The 24,736-nt window shown below is 71.4% G+C and carries 20 protein-coding genes and 1 pseudogene; 17 read left to right on the top strand and 4 right to left on the bottom strand.

What is annotated here, in order from left to right; genetic code table 11:
• Positions 1–215 (top strand): annotated as a pseudogene (locus GT030_RS19870) (hypothetical protein); the annotation flags it as partial.
• A 144-nt stretch (positions 216–359) separates the two neighbouring features.
• Here GT030_RS19870 and GT030_RS19865 read toward each other — a convergent pair.
• Positions 360–980 carry a hypothetical protein gene (locus GT030_RS19865; RefSeq protein WP_161202259.1) on the bottom strand — a complete coding sequence of 207 codons (621 nt, stop codon included), beginning with the start codon at positions 978–980 and terminating at the stop codon, positions 360–362.
• Positions 981–1,242: 262 nt separating this feature from the next.
• A complete protein-coding gene (locus GT030_RS19860; protein ID WP_161202258.1) occupies positions 1,243–1,947 on the bottom strand; it encodes a ScbR family autoregulator-binding transcription factor in 705 nt (234 codons plus the stop codon).
• A 121-nt stretch (positions 1,948–2,068) separates the two neighbouring features.
• Between GT030_RS19860 and GT030_RS19855 the strand changes: the two genes are divergently transcribed.
• From GT030_RS19855 to GT030_RS19810, 10 genes are all read left to right on the top strand, one after another.
• Positions 2,069–3,124, top strand: a complete 1,056-nt coding sequence (locus tag GT030_RS19855) for a ScbA/BarX family gamma-butyrolactone biosynthesis protein (protein WP_237522684.1) — start codon at positions 2,069–2,071, stop codon at positions 3,122–3,124.
• Positions 3,121–4,098, top strand: coding sequence for an NAD-dependent epimerase/dehydratase family protein (locus GT030_RS19850; protein ID WP_161202257.1), 978 nt, complete (start codon positions 3,121–3,123; stop codon positions 4,096–4,098). Before GT030_RS19855 ends, GT030_RS19850 begins: the two co-directional genes overlap by 4 nt.
• Before the next feature lie 106 nt (positions 4,099–4,204).
• Positions 4,205–5,479 (top strand): MFS transporter, encoded by a 1,275-nt coding sequence (locus tag GT030_RS19845; protein WP_161202256.1) that lies wholly within the window; start codon positions 4,205–4,207, stop codon positions 5,477–5,479.
• A 42-nt stretch (positions 5,480–5,521) separates the two neighbouring features.
• Complete coding sequence (locus tag GT030_RS19840; protein ID WP_161202255.1) at positions 5,522–7,684, top strand: RecQ family ATP-dependent DNA helicase; 2,163 nt, start codon at positions 5,522–5,524, stop codon at positions 7,682–7,684.
• A 127-nt stretch (positions 7,685–7,811) separates the two neighbouring features.
• Positions 7,812–9,287 carry a DUF4192 domain-containing protein gene (locus GT030_RS19835; RefSeq protein ID WP_161202254.1) on the top strand — a complete coding sequence of 492 codons (1,476 nt, stop codon included), beginning with the start codon at positions 7,812–7,814 and terminating at the stop codon, positions 9,285–9,287.
• Positions 9,288–9,393: 106 nt separating this feature from the next.
• Complete coding sequence (locus GT030_RS19830; protein WP_161202253.1) at positions 9,394–10,152, top strand: NUDIX hydrolase; 759 nt, start codon at positions 9,394–9,396, stop codon at positions 10,150–10,152.
• A 161-nt stretch (positions 10,153–10,313) separates the two neighbouring features.
• A complete protein-coding gene (locus GT030_RS19825) occupies positions 10,314–12,089 on the top strand; it encodes an ABC transporter ATP-binding protein (protein WP_161202252.1) in 1,776 nt (591 codons plus the stop codon).
• 162 nt (positions 12,090–12,251) lie between these two features.
• Entirely contained in the window at positions 12,252–13,139 is an 888-nt protein-coding gene (locus GT030_RS19820; protein ID WP_346009689.1) for an FCD domain-containing protein, read from the top strand.
• Positions 13,140–13,571: 432 nt separating this feature from the next.
• Positions 13,572–15,095: an RNA polymerase sigma factor gene (locus GT030_RS19815; protein WP_161202250.1), complete on the top strand. Its 1,524-nt coding sequence runs from the start codon at positions 13,572–13,574 to the stop codon at positions 15,093–15,095.
• A gap of 122 nt (positions 15,096–15,217) precedes the next feature.
• Positions 15,218–16,078: a serine protease gene (locus GT030_RS19810; RefSeq protein ID WP_161202249.1), complete on the top strand. Its 861-nt coding sequence runs from the start codon at positions 15,218–15,220 to the stop codon at positions 16,076–16,078.
• A 112-nt stretch (positions 16,079–16,190) separates the two neighbouring features.
• Here the strand turns inward: GT030_RS19810 and GT030_RS19805 are convergent, their stop codons facing one another.
• Positions 16,191–16,421, bottom strand: a complete 231-nt coding sequence (locus GT030_RS19805; RefSeq protein WP_161202248.1) for a hypothetical protein — start codon at positions 16,419–16,421, stop codon at positions 16,191–16,193.
• A gap of 440 nt (positions 16,422–16,861) precedes the next feature.
• Between GT030_RS19805 and GT030_RS19800 the strand changes: the two genes are divergently transcribed.
• The 6 genes from GT030_RS19800 (at position 16,862) to GT030_RS19775 (ending at position 23,931) form a co-directional block, all read left to right on the top strand.
• On the top strand, positions 16,862–18,985 hold the full coding sequence (locus GT030_RS19800) for a DNA topoisomerase IV subunit B (RefSeq protein ID WP_161202247.1): 2,124 nt from the start codon (positions 16,862–16,864) through the stop codon (positions 18,983–18,985).
• Positions 18,986–19,332: 347 nt separating this feature from the next.
• Positions 19,333–19,881, top strand: coding sequence for a DUF1453 domain-containing protein (locus tag GT030_RS19795; protein WP_161202246.1), 549 nt, complete (start codon positions 19,333–19,335; stop codon positions 19,879–19,881).
• Positions 19,878–21,029, top strand: a complete 1,152-nt coding sequence (locus GT030_RS19790; protein WP_161202245.1) for a histidine kinase — start codon at positions 19,878–19,880, stop codon at positions 21,027–21,029. The genes GT030_RS19795 and GT030_RS19790 overlap by 4 nt, the downstream gene beginning before the upstream one ends.
• Positions 21,026–21,715, top strand: a complete 690-nt coding sequence (locus GT030_RS19785) for a response regulator transcription factor (protein ID WP_161202244.1) — start codon at positions 21,026–21,028, stop codon at positions 21,713–21,715. The genes GT030_RS19790 and GT030_RS19785 overlap by 4 nt, the downstream gene beginning before the upstream one ends.
• A gap of 69 nt (positions 21,716–21,784) precedes the next feature.
• Entirely contained in the window at positions 21,785–22,342 is a 558-nt protein-coding gene (locus GT030_RS19780) for a DUF485 domain-containing protein (RefSeq protein WP_202460301.1), read from the top strand.
• Positions 22,339–23,931: a cation acetate symporter gene (locus GT030_RS19775; RefSeq protein ID WP_161202243.1), complete on the top strand. Its 1,593-nt coding sequence runs from the start codon at positions 22,339–22,341 to the stop codon at positions 23,929–23,931. The genes GT030_RS19780 and GT030_RS19775 overlap by 4 nt, the downstream gene beginning before the upstream one ends.
• Before the next feature lie 21 nt (positions 23,932–23,952).
• Here the strand turns inward: GT030_RS19775 and GT030_RS19770 are convergent, their stop codons facing one another.
• Positions 23,953–24,645, bottom strand: a complete 693-nt coding sequence (locus GT030_RS19770; RefSeq protein ID WP_161202242.1) for a response regulator — start codon at positions 24,643–24,645, stop codon at positions 23,953–23,955.
• Between the last annotated feature and the right edge of the window lie 91 nt (positions 24,646–24,736).

The following is a 24,736-nucleotide window of genomic DNA, read 5'->3' as shown; positions in this document are numbered from 1 at the left end:
GGGCGCAGCACGACGCCGGTGACGACGTCTTCTACGCCGACGGCGCCATGGCCGCCCGTGCCGCCTCCCGGCCCGTGGTCATCGTCGCCGTCAACGGAGACGACGCCGCCGCTGCCGCCACCGCCCTGCCGGTCGCCCACACGCGGGCCGGAGCCCTGCTGATCGTCTGCGGCGACCCGCAGCAGATCAACGCGGTGCTGGGCGCCGGGGTCTGACCCCACCGCACGACCGACGGCGCCGCGCGCGCCGGACAGCCGCTCCGCCGTGACAAGGCAGCGGGCGGCTGCTCGGCCCGCGCGGCGCCGCAGTGGTTTACCGGCTTACGGTGCCGAAGTGTCCGGCACCGGGGACGAGTTCGCTCAGCGGGCCGCGGCCCGGCGCATGACCTCGGAGACGGGTCCGCCGGTGCGCGGCATGAGCGGCGGCGACTCGGACAGGGCGAAGGGCTCCGGGGCGGAGTGCGCGTGGGGATGGCGTCCGCCGCGCCCCTCGCCGAGCACCTGCCAGCCGTCGTGCGTCAGCGTGATGTACGCGCCGCAGCGCAGCCCGTGCAGCGTGCAGGCGTCGCGCAGCCCCCACATCCAGGCGCCGTCCTCCTCCGTCCAGCGTGCGTCGCCCTCGCGGCAGTACAGCAGCACGGCGGTGCGCACCGGGGTCCGGCGGCGCAGGTCGTGCGGGATGACCCGGCGCAACTGGTCCAGCAGCGCGTTGCGGAACATCCAGCCGTCCGCCGGGGCGGAGCGCCGGGTGAACGAGGCGCTGGCCAGCAGCCGTTCGTCCGGATCGAGGACGGCCACGATCGCGGTCGACGGCCTCGGGCGATGGCGGACGTGCAGGCCGCTGACGACCTCGCGCGGGTTGCGCAACAGGGGGATTCCGGCGGCGGCCCACTCCGCGGGCTCGAGCAGGCGGCTGACGGAAGCGGCGGACGCGGACGTCGACAACGAGGCCGCCGAGGACGAGGCGAATCCGAAGGTCACGTTCCTCCCTTCGGCTACGCGCCCACACTGCGGGCGAGGTCGGAATTCGGGGGAGCGCGCACCGCAGTGAAGCCCAGCCGGAACACGGGCGAGCCGTGCGGGGAGCGGACTTCAATTCTTCCTGTCGAACTTGATTGCGGCAACGAGCAATTGAGGCCGCCGACGCTTATCTGGCGGTCCGGGGCTTATATCCCTACCCACAGAGACCACGGACGACGCCTGGGACGGCGCGCGGTCCGCGGACGGGCCGCCGGAGGAGGTTTCAGGCGCTGATGCGAGCAGAGGGTTCGCCCTCTTCTTCCTCCCCTTCCTCCGCCTCCGCGGGCCGCTGGGCCAGCAGGCGTTCGGCGCGGTCCGGGGCGAGGTCCAGGGTGGGCATGAGCTGGGGGAGAGTGATGCTGGGCAGGAGGTGTCTCAGCAGGACCGTCACCCGCTCCCCCAGATCGGCGCGCTCGCACAGGATCTGCGACATCCACTGGATGCCGGTGAAGGAGCCGGCGAGCAGGTCGGCGGTCTCCGCCGGGTCGACGTGCGGCAACAGCTCGCCGCGTTCCCGCGCCTCCACGAGCAACTGGGTCAGCCGGTTCGCCCAGGACTGGAACGGCGTGCCGTGGAACGGGTTGCTCCGCTCCGGCCCCTCTCCCCACTGGTCCATCGCCAGACCCACGCTCGCCCGCGTCAACGGGTCGTGCCGTAGCTGGTGCGCGAACAGCAGCCCCTGGTCGATGAGTTCCTGCACCTTGGTGCGCTGCGGCGGCAGCGGGCCCACTTCGAGCTGGGCCGCGATCACCCCGAGGGCCAGCTCCTCCTTGGAGGCGAAGTGGAAGTACAGGCCACCCTTCGTGACCCCGGCGCGCGCGAGGATCTCGGTGATCGTGGCGGCGCTGTAACCGCGTTCGTCGAAGACGGCGGCCGCTGCCAGCAGGATCGTCTTGCGGGTCTGGATCGCGCGTGCTTGGCGTGCCATGGGCTGTCGCCCCTGTTTCTATGTCAGAGCTTGGTCAGGTTCGCACACGAAGAGAACCGGACTGTCAGTATTTTGTCGAGGGGGAACGAGCCTTGATCACACCGGACTCAAAGGGCAATCCATGTCTGAAGGCATCAGCTTCATAGCCGACCGCACCGTCATCGGCACCTCATCGGCCGTACGGACGGTCATGACGCAGGCACCGGACCCCGCCGCACCGCCCGAAGACCAGACCGACCCGCTGGTTCTTGTACCCGACTCCGGCGACACCGGTCAACCTCCCGTGCACCGCGGCCGGGCCACCGGAGAACTCGTGCACCGGCCGGACGCCGAAGACGCCTTCCCCGTGGAATGGACCCGGCTGGCCGAACACCGCTATCTGGTCGTCGCCGACTGGCCCGCCGCCCACCGCTTCTTCGCTCCGCTCCCCGGCGGCGTCCAGGACCCGCTGCTGGTCGCGGAGACCATGCGGCAGACCGCGATGATGCTGGCCCACGCCGAGTACGGCGTCCCGGCCGACCACCACTTCGTCATGTGGGACATGGAATACGCCCTCGCCACGGCCGACTTCGGCCTCTCGTACGCCTCGGGCCGCGTCGACGTCGTCGTGGAGTGCTCCGAGGTCCAGATGCGGGCCAGGAGTCTGGCCGGGATGAGGGTGCGGCTGACCTTCCAGCGTGGCGGGCGGCTCCTGGCCACGAGTACGGGCAGCCTGAGCTGCACCTCGGAGCGGGCCTACCGCAGGCTGCGCGGCGACAGGCTGGACGCCGCCGGTGATCGCGTACCGCTGCTGGACGGCGTACCGCCCGAGCGGGTCGGGCGGCGTGACCCGAGGGACGTCGTGCTCGCGCCCTTTGAGGAGGGGGCCGGGTGGCGGCTGCGGCTCGACACCGCGCATCCCACGCTCTTCGCGCGGGCCAACGACCACGTCCCCGGCATGGTGCTCCTGGAGGCCGCCCGGCAGGCCGCCGTCGCGCTGACTCCCGAGGGGCGCTTCCTGCCCGCCTCGCTGGTGATCGCCTTCCACCGGTACGCCGAACTCGACGAGCCGTGTCTCGTCCGCGCCCGGCGCGAAACCTCCCCGGAGGGTGATGTCTCGGTCCATGTCGAGGGCGTCCAGGGGGACGAGGCCGTCTTCACCGCCACCCTCGGCGACACCCCGGAGGCGGCCCGATGACCCGGCGCCTGCTCATCACCGGATCGAGCGGTTTCATCGGCGGACACGTGCTGAGGGCCGCCGGTGCCGCCGAGGACGTACGGCTCCGGCTGCTCGTCCGCACTGCGCCGGCCACGCCCGACCCGGACGTCGAGTATGTGTACGGCGACCTCACCGACACCGCCTCGCTGCGCGGCGCCTGCGCGGACGTGGACGCCGTCGTGCACTGCGCGGGGCTGATCGGCGGCCACGCGGAGCTGCTCCACCAGGCCAACGACCTCGGCACCCGCGCCCTGGCGGACGAGGTACGCCGGGCCGGAGTCAGGCGGTTCGTGTACCTCAGCACGGCCGCCGTACACGGACGCGGGCCCTTCCGCGATGCCCGGCCCGGCGAGGTGCCCGTCGCCCCCGCCTCTGACACCAGTCGCACCCGCGCGGCAGCCGAGGAACACGTGCTCGGGGCGGGTGGAACGGTTCTGCGTCCCCACCTCGTTCACGGCCGGGGCGACCGCTGGGTGATCCCCGGCATCCTGGCCCTGCTGCGCACCCTGGGCGGCCTCCCGGACGGCTGGGCCGGGCTGCAGTCGATGATCGACGTCGGGACCCTGGGCCGGGTCGCCTTCGCGGTGGCCACGGCGGACCCGGCGGGCGGAGGGGGACGTGTCCACTACGTCACCCACCCTGATCCCGTGGCGGGGGAACTGCTGCTGTCCACCGTGGCGAAGACCTTCGGGATCTTCACCGAGGACGCCCCGCGCATCTCGGCCGAGACCGCCCGCCAGCGGGTGCTCGACCACCCCGCCGCCCGCCACCACCTCGGTATGCTCGCCGTCGACCACTGGTTCACCGACGAGTCGCTGTGGAGCGAGTCCGGTGTCGAGCCGGGCGCCGGATTCGCCGGGCGCTTCCCGGAGTACGCCGACTGGTACCGCGACCAGGCCGGTTTGCCGCCGTTGGAAGGCATGCGTCGCCCGGCGTTCGAAAGGACGCGGTGACTCAAGGCGGGGTTTCCCAGATCCCGGCCACACGCGCGTAGCAGCGATCCGGGTCGCGCGCGGCGCGGCTCGGCCCACGTCCGAGCGCCGCTGGTAGGACCGGATCATGACGCGAGGAACCGGCCGCCACCTGCTCGCCACCAGCCTGCGCTCCCTCAAGGTGCGCAACTTCCGGCTCTTCGTGGTGGGCCAGATCGCCTCCGCCACGGGCACCTGGATGATGGCCGTCGCCCAGGACTGGCTCGTACTGGAGCTGACCGGTGACTCCGGCGGAGCCCTCGCCACCGTCACCGCCCTCCAGTTCACCCCGGTCCTCCTGCTGACCCTCTACGGCGGCCGGCTCGCCGACCGGTACGACAAACGCGCCCTCCTGACCGGCGCCAACATCGCCTCCGGCGTCTTCGCCCTCGTCCTCGGCCTGCTCGTGACCGCCGACGCCGCCCGGCTGTGGCACGTCTACGTCGCGGCCGCCGCGCTCGGCATGGCCAATGCCGTGGAGGTCCCGGCCCGGCTGTCCTTCATCACCGAACTCGTCGGCCCCGGACTGCTCCCCAACGCCTCGGCGCTGAGCGGCGCCTACTTCAACATCGCGCGCGTGCTGGGCCCTTCGCTGGCCGGGCTGCTCATCCAGTGGTCGGGCACGGGGACCGTCATGCTGTTCAACGCCGTCAGCTACACGGCCACGGTCGCCGGGCTGCGGGCCATGCGCCCGGCGGAGCTACACCGCGCGCCCCGCACCGACACGCCCGCGCGCGTCATCGAGGGCCTGGCCCATCTGCGGACCCGGCCCGACCTGCTCACGACACTCGCCCTGGTCGCGGTGGTCGCCCTCTTCGGCCTCAATCTGCCGCTGACACTGCCGCTCATGGCCCGCGTGGTGTTCCACACCGAGGCCGCGTCCTTCGGCCTCCTCACCGCCGCGCTCGCCGGAGGCTCCCTACTGGCCGCGCTGGGCGGCACCCTGCGCCGGACCCGCCCCTCGGCGCGGCTGGTGGCCGCCTGGGGATGCGTGTTCGGGGCACTGGAGCTGATCACGGGGTGGGCGCCGAACCTGCCCGTCGCACTGGCGCTGCTGGTCCCGACCGGATTCGCCTCGCTCTACTTCGTCCAGGCGGCGAACCACCGCATCCAACTGGGCGGCGACCCGGCTCACCGGGGCCGGGTGATGGCTCTCTACACCGTGATCCTGCAAGGCAGCACCCCACTCGGCGCCCTCTTCGTCGGCGCCGCCACCCATACCCTCGGCGCCCGCTCGGGACTGTGGGCGGGCGGACTGGTCGCACTGCTCGCCGCCCTCGTGGCCCTGGCCGGGGCACGCGCGGACGCGCCGGTCCCTGCTGCCGAGGAGGAGCGGGTCCGGCCGACGGGGAGCCGTCCGTAAGGCGAGTGGCCGGATGTCAGTGGGGTGCGGTTGCATGGGGGCATGAACGACCTGGAGCAGTTGCGCACCGAAGCCGACGCCGTCCTCGCCGAGCTGGTCGGCGCGCCGGAGGGTTCGGCGCGGCTGCGGGAGGACCAGTGGGAGGCGGTCAAGGCCCTGGTGGTGGACCGGCGCCGGGCCCTGGTCGTGCAGCGCACCGGCTGGGGCAAGTCGGCCGTGTACTTCGTGGCCACCGCGCTGCTCCGCCGTCGCGGCTCGGGTCCCACGGTGATCGTCTCGCCGCTGCTGGCGCTGATGCGCAACCAGGTCGAGTCGGCCGCGCGGGCAGGCATCCAGGCCCGCACCATCAACTCGGCCAACCCCGAGGAGTGGGATGCCATCCACGAGGAGGTGGAGCGTGGCGAGGTCGACGTCCTGCTGGTGAGCCCGGAACGGCTCAACTCCGTCGACTTCCGCGACCGCATGCTGCCCAAGCTGGCGGCCACCACCGGCCTGCTGGTCGTGGACGAGGCGCACTGCATCTCCGACTGGGGCCACGACTTCCGCCCCGACTACCGCCGGCTGCGCACCATGCTCCAGGAACTGGCGCCCGGCGTGCCCGTGCTCGCCACCACCGCCACGGCCAACGCGCGCGTCACGGCGGACGTGGCCGAGCAACTGGGCACCGGCGCGGGCGAGGCGCTGGTGCTGCGGGGGCGGCTGGACCGGGAGAGTCTGCGGCTCGGCGTGGTGCGGCTGCCCGACGCGGCGCACCGGCTGGCGTGGCTGGCGGAGCACCTGAACGAGCTGCCGGGCTCCGGGATCATCTACACGCTGACCGTCTCGGCCGCCGAGGAGGTCACCGCCTACCTCCGCGCACGCGGCTTCGTCGTCGCCTCCTACACCGGCCGGACGGAGAACGCCGACCGCCAGCAGGCCGAGGCCGACCTGCTGGACAACCGCGTCAAGGCCCTGGTGGCGACCTCCGCGCTGGGCATGGGCTTCGACAAGCCCGACCTGGGCTTCGTCGTCCACCTCGGCTCGCCGTCCTCCCCGATCTCCTACTACCAGCAGGTGGGCCGCGCGGGGCGAGGCGTCGAACACGCGGACGTGCTGCTGCTGCCGGGCAAGGAGGACGAGGCGATCTGGCGGTACTTCGCGGAGGTCGCCTTCCCGCCCGAGTCCCAGGTCCGCCAGACCCTGGCCGCCCTCGCCGACGCGGGCCGCCCGCTGTCCGTGCCCGCGCTGGAATCGCTGGTGGACCTGCGGCGCACCCGGCTGGAACTGATGCTCAAGGTGCTGGACGTGGACGGCGCCGTGCACCGGGTGAAGGGCGGCTGGACGGCCACCGGCGCCGAATGGGTCTACGACGCCGGACGCTACGCCTGGGTCGCCCGCCAGCGCGCCGCCGAACAGCAGGCCATGCGGGATTACGTCGGCACGGACGAGTGCCGGATGGCGTTCCTGCGCCGCCAGCTCGACGACGTGGAGATCACTCCGTGCGGGCGCTGCGACAACTGCGCGGGCGCCTGGATCGACACGGCCGTCTCCGCCGAGGCGCTGACGGCTGCCGCCGGTGAACTGGACCGGCCCGGCGTGGAGATCGAGCCGCGCCGCATGTGGCCGACGGGGATGCCCGCGCTGGGCATCGACCTCAAGGGCCGCATCCCGGCGAAGGAGCAGTGCGCCACCGGGCGTGCCCTGGGCCGGCTCTCGGACATCGGCTGGGGCAACCGGCTCCGGCCGCTGCTGGCCGAGCAGACGCCTGACGGTCCGGTCCCGGAGGACGTGCTGAAGGCCGTGGTGGAGGTCCTCGCCGACTGGGCGCGCTCGGCCGGTGGGTGGGCGTCGAACACGCCGGACGCCATGGCCCGTCCGGTCGGTGTCGTCGCCATGCCCTCGGTGAGCCGACCGCAGCTTGTCGCCTCGCTCGCGGAGCGGGTGGCCGAGATCGGGCGGCTGCCGTATCTGGGTGCGCTCGCGTACAGCGGGGAGGCCGGGGCGCATCAGGCGCATCGCAGCAACTCCGCTCAGCGGCTGCAGGCGCTGGCGTCGGCCTTCACGGTGCCGGGGGAACTGGCGGAGGCTCTGGCCGGTGCTCCGGGGCCGGTCCTGCTCGTGGACGACCGGACCGAGTCCGGGTGGAGTCTGGCGGTCGCGGCGCGGTTGTTGCGGCGAGCGGGGGCGGGGGAGGTCCTGCCGTTGGTTTTGGCTGCGGCGGGGTGAGGTTGGCTGGGGGTAGAGCCCGTGGGGCCGGTGGGGGCTCGTTTGTCGTGTCCCTGCTTCGACTTATCCACAGGACCAGTTATCCACAGGCCCAGCGGGATTTCGGGATTCGCGGGATCGTCAGCGCATGACGAATCACGGCGAAACGACCGAACCCTTCGAAAACGGTGACATCGCGGCGGGAGTGTCCTTCGACGGGCAGATCACGCCCGAAACCCCGATCGCCCTGCGCACCCCCGCCGAGCTGGCGGACGCGCTGCCCTATCTGCTCGGGTACCGCCCGGAGGACAGCATGGTGCTGGTCAGCCTGCTCGACCGGGGCAACTTCGGCGGGCGTGCCCGCCTGGGCATCCCGGCCGGCGTCGAGGACTGGCAGGCGGCGGCGCGGCAGATCGCCAGAGGGCTGGTGCTCGGCACCCGGCGGCGAGGTTCCCGGCCCGACCGAATCGTGGCCTACGTCTGCCAGGAGCCACGGCCGGGGGAGACGGGGCGGGACGTGATGCTCCGGCTCGCCCCGCTCGCCCAGTTGCTGCGCACCGAGTGCGGCAGTCTCGATGTACCGGTGATCGAGGCGCTGTGCGTCTCGGACGCCCGCTTCTGGTCGTACGTCTGCCCGGTGGAGAGCTGCTGCCCGCCCGACGGCACGCCGATGGGCATGCCGGGCACCTCGGCCATGGCGGCCGCGGCCACCTACGCCGGCATCCAGGTACGGGGCTCGCTGCGGGAGCTGCGCGCGAGGATGCAGCCCTGGGAGACCTCGGCCGCGCTGGAGCAGGAGGTCGCGCTGGATGCCGCCGGCATGTCGCTGGTGCCCCGCATCCTGGACGACACCAGCCGCGCCGAGGTGGCCGAGGAGACACTGGACCTGGCCGGACGGATCATCCGCCGGTTCGCCGAGGCCGCGCCGGTGTCGGGCGTCCACCCGGCGGACGTCCGCGACGACGCGCTCCTCGGCCACGACGAGGCGGCCACCCTCATCCTCGGTCTGCAGGACCGCACGACCCGCGACCGGGCGGCCGCCTGGATGGAGGGTGACGACGGCGCGCCCGCCCTGCGGCTCTGGCGGGCACTGGCCCGCCGCTGCGTCGGCCCGTACCGCGAACACGCGGCGGCTCCACTGACCCTGGCCGGCTGGGTCGCCTGGTCGACCGGCGACGACATCGAGGCCCGAGAGGCCCTGGCCATGGCGCTCGGTGCCGACCCGCACTACCTCTTCGCCCAGCTCTTGCACCGGGCGTGCAACGAGGGCCTGGACCCGGAGTCCATCCGCCGATGCCTCCGGCAGGAACGGGACGGGCGGACAACGGGGGAGGGGCCATCCTCGACGGCGCCGAACATCCCGGAGCAGAAATCCGGCTCCCAGCTCCCTCCGGACGCCACCCTCGCCGTGCAGGACACCACGGAGGCGGACACGGCCACGCCGCCGCGCCGAAAGCGCCGCACCCGCTCCACCGGCCCGGGTGACACCGCCCCTGGCAAGACCGCTCCCCGTAACACCGGGCCCTGCCCCCAGCGCCCGCAAGCCCAGACCCGGCGCCCTACCCGCTCACGCCCCACCCCCTCCGGAGTCGGCAAGACGTGTCACGACGGGGAGGACGGCTGAGCAGGCGCCCCGGACTACCTGTTCCCTCCATCCGGGCCCCAGCGGATTCACCGATCCTCCCAGCGAACGGAGTGTTTATCGTCAGGAAGACGACTATGATCGCGACATGCCCTACGACCCGTCAGCGTTCCCGCCCTTCGCCGTCACCGTGGACCTGGTCGTGCTGACCGTGCGCCGCCACGCCCTGTGCGCGCTGGCGGTACGCCGGGGCGAGTCGCCCTTCCAGGGGCGGTGGGCGCTCCCGGGCGGTTTCGTACGGGACGACGAGGACCTCGCCCAGGCGGCGGCGCGCGAGCTGGCAGAGGAGACGGGACTCCGGGCCCACGACCCGGCGACTCCGGCGCAGGACCACGGTGCCCATTTGGAGCAGCTCGCCACGTACGGCGATCCGAAGCGCGATCCGCGTATGCGCGTGGTGAGCGTCGCCCACCTCGCCCTCGCGCCCGACCTCCCCGCCCCGCGCGCGGGCGGCGACGCCAGCAACGCGCGCTGGGCACCGGTGGAGGAGCTGCTCCAGCAGGGAGGCTACGGCCGTGACGGCGAACCGATGGCGCCCCTGGCCTTCGACCACGCCCTGATCCTCTCCGACGGAGTGGAGCGCGCCCGCTCCAAGATCGAGTACTCCTCGTTGGCCACCGCGTTCTGCCCGCCGGAGTTCACTGTCGGTGAGCTGCGCCGGGTCTACGAGGCCGTCTGGGGCGTGGCGCTCGACCCCCGCAACTTCCATCGCAAGGTCACCGGCACGCCCGGCTTCCTCGTCCCCACGGGCGGCACCACCACGCGCCAGGGTGGCCGGCCCGCACAGCTCTTCAGGGCGGGCGGCGCCACTCTGCTCAACCCCCCGATGCTCCGCCCCGAGGTCTGAGGCCGGGCGGCGAACCATCCCGGGCGCGGCAGTTGGGGAGTGGTCGCGCGCGGGACGCTCATGGGGCAAGTGAGCCATGCAGGTTGACCCTCCGTCGAACAATTGCCGGACAGAAGAGGTGATACCTGGAAAACAGGACATAACGCGCTATCTTCCGTCAGGTGATCCAGGCTGTCGGACTGACCAGTGATTCCCTCAAAGACCAGCTGCCCGCCGTCGAGGACGTCTCCTTCGAAGCGCGCTCCGGCCAGGTGACCGCCCTGCTCGGAGCGGGAGGCGCGGGCAAGACGACGGTGCTCAGGCTGATGCTGGAACTCCAGCGGGGGCGCGGCATCGCCTACTTCGGAGGGCGCCCACTGCACTGCATCGCCCACCCCTCACGTGAAGTCGGCGTACTGCTCGGCGATGTACCAGGACACCCCTCCCGCACGGTCCGCAACCACCTGCGCATGCTCTGCGCGGCGGCCGGCGTCCCGGCCGGGCGGGCCGACGAAGTGCTCGAAGAGGTCGGCCTCGTCAGCCTCCGCGAGGAACGGCTCGGCACGCTGTCCCTCGGGATGGACCGCCGACTCGGCCTGGCCTGCGCCCTGCTGCCCGACCCGCACACCCTCGTGCTGGACGAACCGGCCGCCGGACTCTCCGCGCCGGAGGCACGTTGGCTGCACTCCACCCTGCGGGAGTACGCCGAGCAGGGGGGTGCCGTACTCCTCGCGACCGCCGACCCCAAGGAGGCCGCCCGGCACGCCGATCACGTCGTCACCCTGGAAGCGGGCCGGGTCGCCGCCGACCTGGAGGCGGCGGAGTTCGCCCGTACCCGGCTCCGGCCGCGTGTAGCCGTCCGCAGCCCCCACGCCGCACGCCTGGCCCACCTGCTTACCACGGAGGCACGCAGCGAACGGCGTTCCGTGGAGGTCGTCCGCGAGGAGGGCAACCACCTCTCCGTGTACGGCAGCACGACGGCGGACGTCGGCGAGACCGCCTTCCGGAACGGCATCCTCATCCACCAACTCGCTGATGAGGTCGGTGACATGCGGCTGGAGCCACTCGGGGAGGAGCAGCCGGCACCGGCCGAAGACGCTGCAGTGCCGGAGGGTGCCGCGGAGCCGGAGGAAGCCGGGACCGCAGAGGCCCCCGAACCCCTGCCGCTCCCCGTCGCCGTCCGCTCCGTACGCAGCCCCCTCCGTCCCCTGCGCTACGAACTCCGGCGCGCGACCGGGATCAGCACCGGATACGTCGTCTGCGGTGTCGCCCTCGTCGTGTCCGCTATCACCGCCGTGGTGCTGGCCCGTATCGGGCACACCCCGCAGGCACGCCTGTTCGCCGCCTGGCCGCGCGAGCTGCCCCTGCCGCCGGTCGCGCTCGCGGCGGGACTGCTCGGCGCACTCGCCTTCGGGGACGAGTTCCGGCACCCCGCGCTGGCGGTGGACCGGGGCACCGTTCCCCGACGGCTGGGGCTGCTCACCGCGAAGCTCTTCGTCTCCGGAATCACCGCCGGAATGCTGGCCTTTCTCGCCCTGGGCTGTGACGCCGAGCTTCTTTATCTCGTCTACGGCCGGGAATTGGTCCAGGTCCCCGGAGACTGGCTGCCGCTGTGTGCGAGTTGGCTGGCGCTCATGGTCGGCTGCGCGTGGGCCGGTGTGCTGGCGGCCGGGGTGTTCCGGTCCACGGCGGCAGGGCTGGCGGCAGTACTGGCGGTGCCGGTGGCTGTCGTCCCGCTCGTGCACCGGTTCTCCGAAGGCTCATATGTGCGAGTCGCGGCCGGGATTCACGTGCGGATGCGGGAGGTTCTTCTGCTCCAGTGGCCCTTCGGAGGGGAGCGCTATCTGCTGGGACTTGCGCGAGTGATCGCCCAACCCGTGGGGGGCGCAATGACGTTGTCACTCACCGCGCTGCTGTGCGCGTACTTGATCACGACGCTGCGCGCCAGGGCGAGATGACGCCCTGAGGTGCGGTTTCCGAGCCGCTGTGCACACAACTCCCCACAGAAAGCCCGTTTATTTCCGATAAGGCGTCAATTGCGACGGGGTGAGCGATCACCCTTTCGTGTGCTTTTCACCAAAGCCCTCAAGGCAGTTGGCGGCAACGCCGACAAAAGATGCGTGAGTACCCTTGCGCACACCATGATGACCGCCGCCCGCTCCGCCGACTCCGGCCTCGCCGGACCGGGCGAACTCGACCGCTACCCCTACGCCGAGGCCCCGATGGCCGACCGCGTGACGGCGCCCGCCTGGGAGGGCGCCGATTCCGACCTGGGCCGCGTGAGCCGGCGCGCCGCGGGCAGTCGCGGGCGCGGACTGCACGGCCAGCTCGTCCAGCAGCTCGGTCAGATGATCGTCTCCGGCGACCTGGGTGCCGACCGCCCCCTGGTGCCGGAGGAGATCGGCCAGCGTTTCGAGGTCTCCCGCACCGTGGTGCGCGAGTCCCTCCGGGTCCTGGAGGCCAAGGGCCTCGTCAGTGCCCGGCCGAACGTGGGCACCCGCGTGCGCCCGGTGAGCGACTGGAACCTGCTCGATCCGGACATCATCGAATGGCGCGCCTTCGGCCCGCAGCGCGACGACCAGCGCCGCGAGCTGAACGAACTGCGCTGGACGATCGAGCCGCTCGCCGCCCGCCTGGCCGCCGGGCACGGCCGCGAGGACGTGCAGCAGCGCCTCGTCGACCTGGTGGAGATCATGAGCCACGCCCTCGCCCAGGGTGACGCGCTGAACTTCTCGCGGGCAGACGCCGAATTCCACGCGTTGCTGATCCAGGTCGCGGGCAACCGGATGCTGGACCACCTGTCCGGGATCGTCTCCGCCGCCCTTCAGGTCTCCGGCGGCCCCGCCACCGGCTGTGAGCGGCCGACCGAGGCGTCCGTCGCCCATCACGCGCGGATCGTAGAAGGGCTCGGCAGCGGCGACGGCGCCGTGGCCGAGGGTGCGATGCGTCAGCTCCTCACCGTCCACCCCGAGGTGGAGCGCGTGGTCCCCGCGCCGCGCGAGCACTGACGGGGATGCGGACGGCGCGCCCGCCCGTGGCGCGCGCCAGTGATCGAGATGGCGGTACCGCGACCGGGTCCCGCCGTCGCCGGACTCGGCCGGACTCCCTGGAATCCGGCCGAGTCCGGCGGTACGACGGACCACCCGGACCGGTGAAGTGATCAAGGCGGAAATCGGCAGCGGACCGCTTCGTTCACATGTGATCGCATTTGGCTGTCGGGAGGGTGTGACTCGGGCCACGCGGATTGGGCGTAACGCTCCCGGAAACAGCGCGATGACCTAAGAGGTGAACAGCCGCGAAGGGAATACGGACGCCGTGCCAGGCGCTGTGTCTCTTCCCGGCCCCGCCCGCGCCGTCGGCCCATCCCCAGGCCGGTGGTCGGCGCCTGTCCATGACGGACGGTGCCGGAAGCCGCTTTCCAACGTTCCGAGAGGTTGTTCGTGTCGGCCAGCACATCCCGTACGCTCCCGCCGGAGATCGCCGAGTCCGTCTCTGTCATGGCGCTCATTGAGCGGGGAAAGGCTGAGGGGCAGATCGCCGGCGACGATGTGCGTCGGGCCTTCGAAGCTGACCAGATTCCGGCCACTCAGTGGAAGAACGTACTGCGCAGCCTCAACCAGATCCTTGAGGAAGAGGGTGTGACGCTGATGGTCAGTGCCGCAGAGCCCAAGCGCACCCGCAAGAGCGTCGCAGCGAAGACCCCGGCCAAGCGCACCGCCACCAAGACGGTCGCGGCGAAGACGGTGACCACCCGCAAGGCCACGGCCGCTCCGGCCGCCGCCGCCACGGGTGAGGACGCCGACGACGCCGCCTCCGTCACGAAGGCCGCTGCCAAGAAGACCACCGCCAAGAAGACGGTCGCGAAGAAGGCCACGGCCAAGAAGACGGCGGCCAAGAAGACCAGCGCCAAGAAGGACGACGCCGAGCTTCTCGAGGACGAGGTCGTCGAGGAGACCAAGACCGCCGACGAGCCCGAGGGCACCGAGGCCGCCGGCTTCGTGCTGTCCGACGAGGACGAGGACGACGCGCCCGCGCAGCAGGTCGCCGCGGCCGGCGCCACCGCCGACCCGGTCAAGGACTACCTGAAGCAGATCGGCAAGGTCCCCCTGCTCAACGCCGAGCAGGAAGTCGAGCTGGCCAAGCGCATCGAGGCCGGTCTGTTCGCCGAGGACAAGCTCGCAAACTCCGACAAGCTCGCGCCGAAGCTCAAGCGCGAGCTGGAGATCATCGCCGAGGACGGCCGCCGCGCCAAGAACCACCTCCTGGAGGCCAACCTCCGTCTGGTGGTCTCCCTGGCCAAGCGCTACACCGGCCGCGGCATGCTTTTCCTGGACCTGATCCAGGAGGGCAACCTCGGTCTGATCCGCGCGGTCGAGAAGTTCGACTACACCAAGGGCTACAAGTTCTCCACGTACGCCACCTGGTGGATTCGTCAGGCGATCACCCGCGCGATGGCCGACCAGGCCCGCACCATCCGCATCCCGGTGCACATGGTCGAGGTCATCAACAAGCTCGCGCGCGTGCAGCGTCAGATGCTCCAGGACCTGGGCCGCGAGCCCACCCCGGAGGAGCTGGCCAAGGAACTCGACATGACCCCCGAGAAGGTCATCGAGGTCCAGAAGTACGGCCGCGAGCCCATCTCCCTGCACACCCCGCTGGGCGAGGACGGCGACAGCGAGTTCGGTGACCTCATCGAGGACTCCGAGGCCGTCGTCCCCGCCGACGCCGTCAGCTTCACGCTCCTCCAGGAGCAGCTCCACTCGGTGCTCGACACCCTGTCGGAGCGCGAGGCCGGCGTTGTCTCGATGCGCTTCGGTCTCACCGACGGCCAGCCGAAGACCCTGGACGAGATCGGCAAGGTCTATGGCGTGACGCGTGAGCGCATCCGCCAGATCGAGTCGAAGACCATGTCGAAGCTGCGCCACCCGTCGCGTTCGCAGGTGCTGCGCGACTACCTCGACTAGGTCGAGTCCGTACGAACACCGAAGGCCCGGTTCCCCTCGCGGGGGCCGGGCCCTCGTGCTGCGGGCCATCGGGTGCTGGATGACTCTGGGTGTTCAAGAAGCACTTTGAGTGAGGACTCCGCATGCGCCGTACCTATGTCCGGGCCCTGATCCGGCCGCTCTCCCTGGCGGCCACGCTGAGCGCGATACCCCTGATCGATGCGGCTCCTGCCGTGGCCGACAGCATCGTGGTCGGCGGGTTTCCGATAGATGTGTCCCAGGCCCCGTGGACGGTGGCGCTCTCCAGCCGTGACCGGTTCGGGGGTAGCCGAGCGGGCCAGTTCTGCGGCGGGGTGGCGATCGCGCCGACCACCGTCCTCACGGCCGCCCACTGCGTCGCCGACGGCATCGTGGGCACGCCCCCGAACCGGGTGCGCGACTTCAAGGTCATCGCGGGCCGCACCGACCTGCTCGCCACCGACGGCCAGGAGACGGCCGTACGGGACATCAAGGTGAACCCGGCCTACGATCCCGCCACCAATGCCGGCGACTACGCAGTCCTCACCCTCGCCGAGCCCGTGCCGCAGGGCGCAGTCGTGCCCATGGCGGCGGCCGGTGACCCGGCGTACGCGGCCGGCACCGAAGCCATGGTCTCGGGCTGGGGTGACACCAGCGGCGGCGGTGCCTACACGAACCGGCTGCGCGCCGCGCGGGTGCATGTGCTGGCCGACGACCTGTGTACCCGCGCCTATCCGGGCGGCCGGGACGGCACCTACCGCGCTGCCTCCATGCTCTGCGCGGGGGAGGCCGCCGGAGGGCCGGACGCCTGCCAGGGCGACAGCGGCGGCCCGCTGGTCGCCGGGGGACGGCTGATCGGGCTGGTGAGCTGGGGGAGCCGGTGCGGGCAGGCGGGCAGTCCGGGTGTCTACACACGGGTGTCCCAGGTCGTGCGCACGCTGGAGCCGGCCGAGGACGAGGCCGAGAAGGCCCCCGGGCGCTCCTGAGAGCGCCTGGGTCGCCCCTCCGGGTACCAGAACGGGCGGCCGCTCCCCTGGGGAAGCAGCCGCCCGTCAACCCGGCCTGTGCCGGGGCTGGCTCGTCGGGTGGGTACGAGATTCAGCGCTCTTCAGGGGCAGAGGTGCCGGGAACGGACGTGAGCCGCTCCGTCTCGTCCTGTATCTCAGCGGCGATCTTCTTGAGTTCCGGCTCGAACTTGCGCCCGTGGTGGGCGCAGAAGAGCAGTTCTCCGCCGCTCAGCAGGACGACGCGCAGGTATGCCTGGGCGCCGCAGCGGTCGCAGCGATCGGCGGCCGTCAGCGGGCTCGCGGGGGTCAGAACAGTAGTCACGTCGCCTCTTCTCTAGCTCGACGAGCTGTCGTACCAGGGTCAACATCCAACCAGGCCGAATTCGTTCCCGCTCGGGGCTTTCCTTCGAAAATTTCTTTCGGGATGACTGGTTGTTGCCGGTTGGCGGCGAATGTGCCGTAGTGCGTGGTCTGGTGCGTACGGGTTCGCGCGGTCTTAGGGGGTCGGTCCTCCCGGCTGGGTTGCCGGTTGTTGATGAGGACGTGCCCGGAGCCTAAATGGTTCATGCGTCGAAGGGAACGTGATGTGTGCTTCACTCCATCGAGGGATCGAACGTCCGTACGACCCTCGGCTAGTCTGAGTTCCCCGCCGAGGGTGGCGTTACACCGGCTCTACCAGGCATCGGTACCCTCTGAGCGGCGACCGAAGCCGGCCCCGTACCCACCAGGGGCCCATCTGAAATTCAGCGAGGAGCGAACCGCGTGACCGCCGATACGTCCGTGCCGTCCACAGCGCTGCTGGCAGGAGCAGACCGGGACGGCTCCAACTACACCGCGCGGCACCTCCTCGTCCTCGAGGGCCTGGAAGCCGTGCGCAAGCGTCCGGGCATGTACATCGGCTCGACCGACAGCCGCGGCCTGATGCACTGCCTCTGGGAGATCATCGACAACTCCGTGGACGAGGCCCTCGGCGGTTACTGCGACCACATCGAGGTGATCCTCCACGACGACGGCTCCGTCGAGGTCCGGGACAACGGCCGCGGCATCCCCGTGGACGTCGAGCCCAAGACCGGCCTGTCCGGCGTCGAGGTCGTCATGACCAAGCTGCACGCCGGCGGCAAGTTCGGCGGCGGCTCCTACGCTGCCTCCGGCGGTCTGCACGGCGTCGGCGCCTCCGTGGTGAACGCGCTCTCCGCCCGGCTCGACGTCGAGGTGGACCGGGGCGGCAGCACCCACGCCATCAGCTTCCGCCGCGGTGTTCCGGGGGCCTTCGCCCGAGGCGGCGCGGAGGCCAAGTTCGAGGCCGGGACCGGCCTCACCAAGACCAAGAAGATCCCGAAGAACCGCACCGGCACGCGCGTGCGCTACTGGGCCGACCGGCAGATCTTCCTCAAGGACGCCAAGCTCTCCCTGGACAACCTGCACCAGCGCGCTCGCCAGACCGCTTTCCTGGTGCCGGGTCTCACCATCGTCGTGCGTGACGAGATGGGTCTCGGCGAGGGCGGCAGCAAGGGCGAGGAATCCTTCCGCTTCGACGGCGGCATCAGCGAGTTCTGCGAGTACCTGGCCACCGACAAGCCGGTCTGCGACACACTCCGCTTCTCGGGTCAGGGCACCTTCAAGGAGACCGTCCCGGTCCTCGACGACCACGGCCAGATGACGCCCACCGAAGTCACCCGCGAACTGGGTGTCGACGTGGCGCTGCGCTGGGGCACGGGCTACGACACCAACCTGAAGTCCTTCGTCAACATCATCGCCACCCCCAAGGGCGGCACCCACGTGGCCGGCTTCGAGCAGGCGGTCACCAAGACGATGAATGAGGTGCTGCGCGCCAAGAAGATGCTGCGCGTCGCAGAGGACGACGTTGTCAAGGACGACGCCCTGGAGGGTCTGACGGCGGTCGTCACCGTCCGCCTGGCCGAACCGCAGTTCGAGGGCCAGACCAAGGAGGTGCTCGGCACGTCGGCGGCCCGCCGCATCGTCTCCACCGTGATCGCCCGGGAACTCAAGGCCTTCCTCACCTCCACCAAGCGGGACGACGCCGCGCAGGCCCGCACGGTCATGGAGAAGGTGGTCGCCGCCGCCCGCACCCGGGTGGCCGCCCGCCAGCACAAGGACGCCCAGCGCCGCAAGACCGCCCTGGAGTCCTCGTCCCTGCCCGCCAAGCTCGCCGACTGCCGGAGCGACGACGTCGACCGCAGCGAGCTGTTCATCGTCGAGGGCGACTCCGCGCTCGGTACGGCCAAGCTGGCGCGTAACTCCGAGTTCCAGGCACTGCTGCCCATCCGGGGCAAGATCCTCAACGTGCAGCGCTCGTCCGTGACCGACATGCTCAAGAACGCCGAGTGCGGCGCGATCATCCAGGTCATAGGAGCGGGCTCGGGCCGCACCTTCGACATCGACGCCGCCCGCTACGGCAAGATCATCATGATGACGGACGCCGATGTGGACGGCTCCCACATCCGCTGCCTGCTGCTCACGCTCTTCCAGCGCTACATGCGGCCCATGGTCGAGGCGGGCCGGGTCTTCGCCGCCGTGCCCCCACTGCACCGCATCGAGCTGGTCCAGCCGAAGAAGGGGCAGGACAAGTACGTCTACACGTACTCCGACCGCGAGCTGCGGGACACGCTCATGGAGTTCCAGCGCAAGGGCGTCCGGTACAAGGACTCCATCCAGCGCTACAAGGGCCTCGGTGAGATGGACGCCGACCAGCTGGCCGAGACCACGATGGACCCGCGCCATCGCACCCTGCGCCGGATCAACCTCGCGGACCTCGAAGCCGCCGAGCAGGTCTTCGACCTGCTGATGGGCAACGACGTGGCGCCGCGCAAGGAGTTCATCTCCAGCTCGGCGGCGACGCTGGACCGGTCGCGGATCGACGCATAGCCGTGTGCACTCGGCCTTGACCGGGTGCGGGCGGGACGACGGGAGTACTGGCTCTGGCCGGTGCTCCCGTTTTCGTTGCCGTTTTCGTTGCCGTTGCCGTGCCGTGCCGTGCCGTGCTTGTGGAGCTCTGTGCTCCGGGTCAGGGGGGTCCGGGAGGTTCGGGATGGCCGGGAGGGGCGGCTCAGGGGTCGCCCCGAGATCGCTCCACCCGTGGGTGGAGAAGTCCGCCCAGTGGAGATCCACCCGCGATCCACCCCCGCTCCGATCCCGTGGCCTGCGGATTTCCGTAGTTTCGAGGGTGTCGGGAGCGACCGCCTCCGACGCCCCTCTCGTACACGGAGGCTCGGATGTCCGGGTTCGTCGACGCGTCGGTGATCGTGGCCGTCGCCGTGCTGGTGATCGCCAGGCAGTTCCGTACCCACGCCGTCGACGCCGAGCGGCGCTGGTGGCTGGCGCCCGCGATTCTCGCGGTCATGTCGCTGCGCGGGCCCGGCATGGTGGACTCCCACCACCGCGTCGAGTCGCTCGGACTGCTCATCGCGGAAGTGGCCGTCGGGGTCGCCACCGGAGCCGGCTGGGCCTGGACCACCCGGATCTGGAGGGCGCCGGACGGGGTCGTGTGGAGCCGCAGCACCAAGGCCGCCGCCGCCGTGTGGGCCGGCGGGATAGCCCTGCGCGGCGGCCTCTTCGGCCTCGGATACGCCCTCGGGGTCCGGCAGGACAGCGCCGCCCTGATGCTGGGCCTCGCCGCGACCCTGCTGGTCCGCGGCGGCATCACCGCCCGGCGGGCGTCGTTGCTGACCTCCTCGCCCGCCCCGGCACCGACGTACGGTGACGGAACGCCGTCGGCACCGGCGGCCCCGGTGGCACGGCCCACGTGGAAGGAGCGGGTGTGAACGAGAAGGCCTGGACCCGCTGGCCCTCACGCGAGGCGCTCAGCAAGGCGGGCGTCAGCCGCCCCCGGCGTCTGATGGCCCGGGCCATCAGGGTGGTGCTGCTCGGCCTGCTGCTGTGGGCGGCCCTCAGGCGGGACGGCATCCCTCCGTGGGGAGAGACCGCCGCCGTGGCAGGCGTACTGCTGGCTTCCGCTGCGGCGTGGGGCTACTTCCGCGCCACCTACGCACACCGGCTGCTGCCCTCCCTGGCGCTCGTCGTGGTGCTCCTGGCCCTGGCGGTCGCCGCCCAGGTGACAGGTTTCGGGGGCCCTGCCCTGGTGCTCTGGTGCGGCTGCGGCATCCTCGCGCTGGAGCGGTTGCCCCTCGCGGCGGCGGTGCCGGTGACCTCGGTCGCCCTGGCCTCCTTCGCGGTCTTCAACAAGGACGTGTGGCTCACCACCGCGTCCACCGTGGCCGGGCTGGCGCTGGCCGGCTACGTCGCGCGGCTGGACTCGGAGGCGCGGGGCAACGCGCAGCGGCTGCTCGCCCAGGAGCGGGCCGCACGGGAGGCGGAGGCGGAGTCGGCCGCGCTGAGCGAGCGGGCGCGGATAGCGCGGGAAATCCATGACGTGCTGGCCCACAGCCTCTCGGCGCAGATGGTGCACCTGGAGGCGGCCCGGCTGCTGCTGGAGCGCGACGCGAGCCGTGAGCAGGTGCTGGAGCGGGTGGTGGCCGCGCGGGGCATGGCCCGTGACGGGCTCGCCGAGACCCGTCAGGCGTTGTCGGCGCTCAGGGGTGAACTGACCCCGCTGGAGGAGTTCCTGACGGACCTCGTCAGCGTGCCGGACGGGGGCGAGGTCACCGTCACGGGTGAGCGCAGGACGCTGCCGGCCGAGGCGTCGCAGGCGGTGCGCCGGGTGGCGCAGGAGGCGATGACGAACGTCCGCAAGCATGCCCAGGGTGCGAAGGTGCGGGTCCGGCTCGACTACAGCGAGCATCAAGTGACCCTCGATGTGCGGGACAAGGGCGGGCGTCCGGGCGAACTGGCCTCCTCCGGCGGCGGGTACGGTCTGCTGGGCATGCGGGAGCGCGCCGAACTGCTGGGCGGCTCGCTTGACGCGGGGCCGGACGAGGAGGGGTTCGTGGTGACGTTGAAGGTGCCGGTATGACGGCGCCGGAGGGGGAACGGAAGCTGGCGCGGGTGGTGGTCGCCGATGACCAGACCGTGGTGCGGGAAGGCATCGTGATGCTGCTGGGGCTGTTGCCCGGCCTCGAGGTGGTCGGCGCGGCCGGGGACGGCGAGGAGGCGGTGCGCCTGGTCGGCGAACTGGCCCCGGATGTGGTGCTGATGGACCTGCGGATGCCCCGGTGTGACGGGGTGGAGGCCACCCGGCGCATCCGGAGCGAGTACCCGGGCACCCAGGTGGTGGTGCTGACCACGTTCGCGGACGACGAGTCGCTGTTCGCCGCACTGCGCGCCGGGGCGCGGGGGTACCTGACGAAGGACGCGGGCGGGGAGGAGATCGTGCGCGCGGTCCAGAGCGTGCTGTCGGGAGAGGCGGGGCTGGCACCGGGCATCCAACTCCGGCTGCTGGAGAAGCTGTCGCAGGCCGAGGTGCGGACGACTGCAGCACCGCCCGAGCCGCCCGACGGGCTGACCGCCCGCGAGAGCGAAGTGCTGGTGCTGATCGGCGAGGGACTCAGCAACCAGGAGATCGCCCGGAAGTTGCATGTCTCCACAGCGACCGTGAAGACGCACATCAACAACCTCTTCGCCAAGACGGGCCTCAAGGACCGTGCGCAGGCGGTGCGTTACGCGTTTGCGAAGGGCATGGTGCGGCCGAGGGTGGAGTGACTCACCTGATGGGGTGAAGTGGTACGGGAAGATGTGTCGCGGATCTTCCCGATCTGTCCATCCTTGGGTATGCAGTCAAGCAATGGTCGACAGTTCGGTGCCGGGAACGGTCCCGGAAGTTCGGCCGACAACCAGGAAGAGCAGAGCGTGACTTCCCGCGACGTGCGGCAGGAGGACCCGTGGCACGACACGCTGACCGCCGGCTGGGGTGAGCTGGACGGGGCGGGGATGCCCGCACCGGTGGCCGTACCGCGGCCGCGCGGTGAGGCCGAGCGGGAGATCGCGGAGGCTCGTGCCCGCGACGTGTATCTCGCGGTGCAGCAAAGCGAGGCGTTCCAGGAGGTGCGCAGCCGGTACCGGAGGTTCGTGGTGCCGGGAGCCGCCGCCTTCCTCGTCTGGTACGTGGGATACGTGGTCACCGCGACGGCAGCGCCCGGTCTGATGGCGCGGCCCGTCATAGGAGCGGTGAATGTGGGGATGCTCGCCGGGCTGGGGCAGTTCGCCAGCACCTTCCTGCTCACCTGGGCCTACGCACGGCACGCGCGACTGCGGCGCGACCGACCCGCGCTGGAACTGCGCTGGGACACCCAGGAGCTGACCCGTGGCGTCCAGGGAGGCACCTCGTGACCAGCCACCACCAGATGCTGGCGCTGGTCCTGTTCAGCGCGTTCGTGGCCGTGACCCTGGGCATCACCACCTGGGTGAGCCGGCGCAGACATGGTTCGGCGGAGGAGTTCTACGCCGGTGGGCGGCTCTTCACCCCGCTGGAGAACGGGTTCGCCATCTCCGGCGACTATCTCTCGGCGGCCTCCTTCCTCGGTGTGACGGGGCTCATCGCGCTGTACGGCTACGACGGGCTGCTGTACGGCGTCGGGTTCCTCGTGGCCTGGCTGGTCGTGCTGTTCGTCGCGGCCGAACTGGTGCGGAACTGCGGCCGGTTCACTCTGGCCGACGTGGTCGCCGCGCGGATGGCCGAGCGGCCGGTGCGGATCGCCACCGGCTCCGCCTCGGTCACCGTCTCCGTCATGTACCTGGTCGCCCAGATGGTGGGCGCCGGAAGCCTGGTGGCGCTGCTGCTCGGCGGCTCCGGCGGGGCCGCGCAGGCGTGGACGGTCATCGGGGTCGGCGCGCTCATGGTGATCTATGTGTCGCTGGGCGGGATGCGGGCGACCACCTGGATTCAGATCGTCAAGGCCGTCCTGATGCTGCTCGGGACGATCGTGATGACCGTGCTGGTACTGGTGCGGTTCCACGGGGACATCAACCAGTTGCTGCTGACGGCGGCCGAGCGCAGTGGGCACGGGGCCTCGTTCCTGGCGCCGGGGCTCAAGTACGGCGGTGACTGGACCGCGCGGATGGACTTCATCAGCCTCGGCCTGGCGCTGGTGCTGGGCACCGCGGGCCTGCCGCACATCCTGTCCCGCTTCTACACGGTGCCGACCGCGCGGGCCGCCCGGCGTTCCACGGTGTGGTCGATCGGGCTCATCGGCAGCTTCTACTTGATGACGATCGTCCTCGGCTTCGGGGCGACCGCCGTGGTGGGCGCCGACGCGCTGCGCCGCTCCAACGCGGCCGGGAACACCGCGATCCCGCTGCTGGCGCTCGACCTGGGCGGCGGCGCCTCCTCCACCGGGGGCACCGTGCTGTTCGCGGTCGTGGCCGCCGTCGCCTTCGCCACCATCCTCGCGGTGGTCGCGGGGATCACCCTCGCCTCCTCGGCGTCGGTCGCCCACGACCTGTACGCGTCGCTGCGACGCAGGCCCGCCACCCCGCGCGGCGAGGTGGCGGTGGCGCGGATCGCGGCGGCCGCCATCGGGGTCGTGGCGATCGCGCTGGGGCTGCTGGCGCGGAACCTCAACGTGGCGTTCCTGGTCGGCCTGGCCTTCGCGGTGGCCGCCTCGGCGAATCTGCCGACGCTGCTGTACTCGCTGTTCTGGCGGAACTTCACCACGCGCGGCGCGGTCTGGGCCGTGTACGGCGGGTTGATCCCGGCGGTGATCCTGGTGCTGCTGTCGCCCGTGGTGTCGGGGAGCCCCGGTTCGCTCTTCCCCGGCGTCGACTTCCAGTACTTCCCGCTCCAGAATCCGGGCGTCGTCTCCATCCCGCTCGGCTTCCTCGCGGGCTGGCTGGGCACGGTCACCTCGGACGAGGTGCCGGACGAGGCCAAGTTCGCGGAGACCGAGGTGCGGTCGCTGACCGGAGCCGGAGCCGTGTAAGGGCACCGGGCCTGGGTGACGTCACGGCGTCACCCAGGCGTACCGGTGCTCGGGCCGCCCGGTGTCCCCGTATCTGAGGGACAGCCGTAGGCGGCCCGCCTGCTCCAGGTGACGGAGATAGCGCTGGGCGGTGGAGCGGCTCAGCCCTGTGCGGGAGGCCACCTCGTGCGCCGACAAGGGCTGCTCCGCGCCGTGCAGGACACCGCAGATCAGGTCCGAGGTCGGCTCCGTGTGACCGCTCGGCAGGCCCGGGGCCGAGGGGGCGAGGGCCGTGCGCAGGGCGCCGAAGATGCGGTCGACCTGTTCCTGGCCGGTCACTCCGCGTCCGCCCACCCGGTCGACGGTGCGGCGCAGGGCGGCGTAGGAGTCGAGGCGGCCGCGCAGGGCGTTGAAGGTGAAGGGCTTGACCAGGTAGTGCAGGGCGCCGAGGCGCATCGCCTGCTGCACGGTCGTCACATCGCTGGCCGCCGTGATCATGATGACGTCGGTGCCGTGGCCGTGCTGGCGCATCAGGTGGACGAGTTCGAGGCCGGTGCGGTCCGGCAGATAGTGGTCGAGCAGCACCAGGTCGACGCCGCCGCGTTCGACGGCGGCCAGCGCCTGGGCGGCACTGTGGGCGCGGGCGGCCACCCGGAAGCCGGGAACCTTGCCCACATACCTGGCGTTGATCTCGGCGACACGGAAATCGTCGTCCACGACCAGCACGTCAATCATCGGGCCTCTCCTTTAAGGCCGGCGAGCTGCAGGGCCTGTCTTCCGGATCTTGCCGGGTTCGCGGGGTCTGGCACGCACATCTGCGGCGTTG

The sequence above is a fragment of the Streptomyces sp. SID1328 genome (assembly GCF_009865595.1).
In the GTDB taxonomy this organism is placed as follows: Bacteria; Actinomycetota; Actinomycetes; order Streptomycetales; family Streptomycetaceae; genus Streptomyces; species Streptomyces griseoluteus.
This window is presented reverse-complemented; position numbering and strand designations above follow the sequence as displayed.

Excerpts from the sequence above, each read along its gene's own strand:
- GT030_RS19845 (WP_161202256.1), top strand. The coding sequence starts at position 4,205 with ATGACGCGAGGAACCGGCCGCCACCTGCTCGCCACCAGCCTGCGCTCC.
- GT030_RS19855 (WP_237522684.1), top strand. The coding sequence starts at position 2,069 with ATGTCTGAAGGCATCAGCTTCATAGCCGACCGCACCGTCATCGGCACC.
- GT030_RS19840 (WP_161202255.1), top strand. The coding sequence starts at position 5,522 with ATGAACGACCTGGAGCAGTTGCGCACCGAAGCCGACGCCGTCCTCGCC.
- GT030_RS19785 (WP_161202244.1), top strand. The coding sequence starts at position 21,026 with ATGACGGCGCCGGAGGGGGAACGGAAGCTGGCGCGGGTGGTGGTCGCC.
- GT030_RS19835 (WP_161202254.1), top strand. The coding sequence starts at position 7,812 with ATGACGAATCACGGCGAAACGACCGAACCCTTCGAAAACGGTGACATC.
- GT030_RS19780 (WP_202460301.1), top strand. The coding sequence starts at position 21,785 with ATGCAGTCAAGCAATGGTCGACAGTTCGGTGCCGGGAACGGTCCCGGA.
- GT030_RS19770 (WP_161202242.1), bottom strand. The coding sequence starts at position 24,645 with ATGATTGACGTGCTGGTCGTGGACGACGATTTCCGTGTCGCCGAGATC.
- GT030_RS19810 (WP_161202249.1), top strand. The coding sequence starts at position 15,218 with ATGCGCCGTACCTATGTCCGGGCCCTGATCCGGCCGCTCTCCCTGGCG.
- GT030_RS19850 (WP_161202257.1), top strand. The coding sequence starts at position 3,121 with ATGACCCGGCGCCTGCTCATCACCGGATCGAGCGGTTTCATCGGCGGA.
- GT030_RS19795 (WP_161202246.1), top strand. The coding sequence starts at position 19,333 with ATGTCCGGGTTCGTCGACGCGTCGGTGATCGTGGCCGTCGCCGTGCTG.
- GT030_RS19830 (WP_161202253.1), top strand. The coding sequence starts at position 9,394 with ATGCCCTACGACCCGTCAGCGTTCCCGCCCTTCGCCGTCACCGTGGAC.
- GT030_RS19860 (WP_161202258.1), bottom strand. The coding sequence starts at position 1,947 with ATGGCACGCCAAGCACGCGCGATCCAGACCCGCAAGACGATCCTGCTG.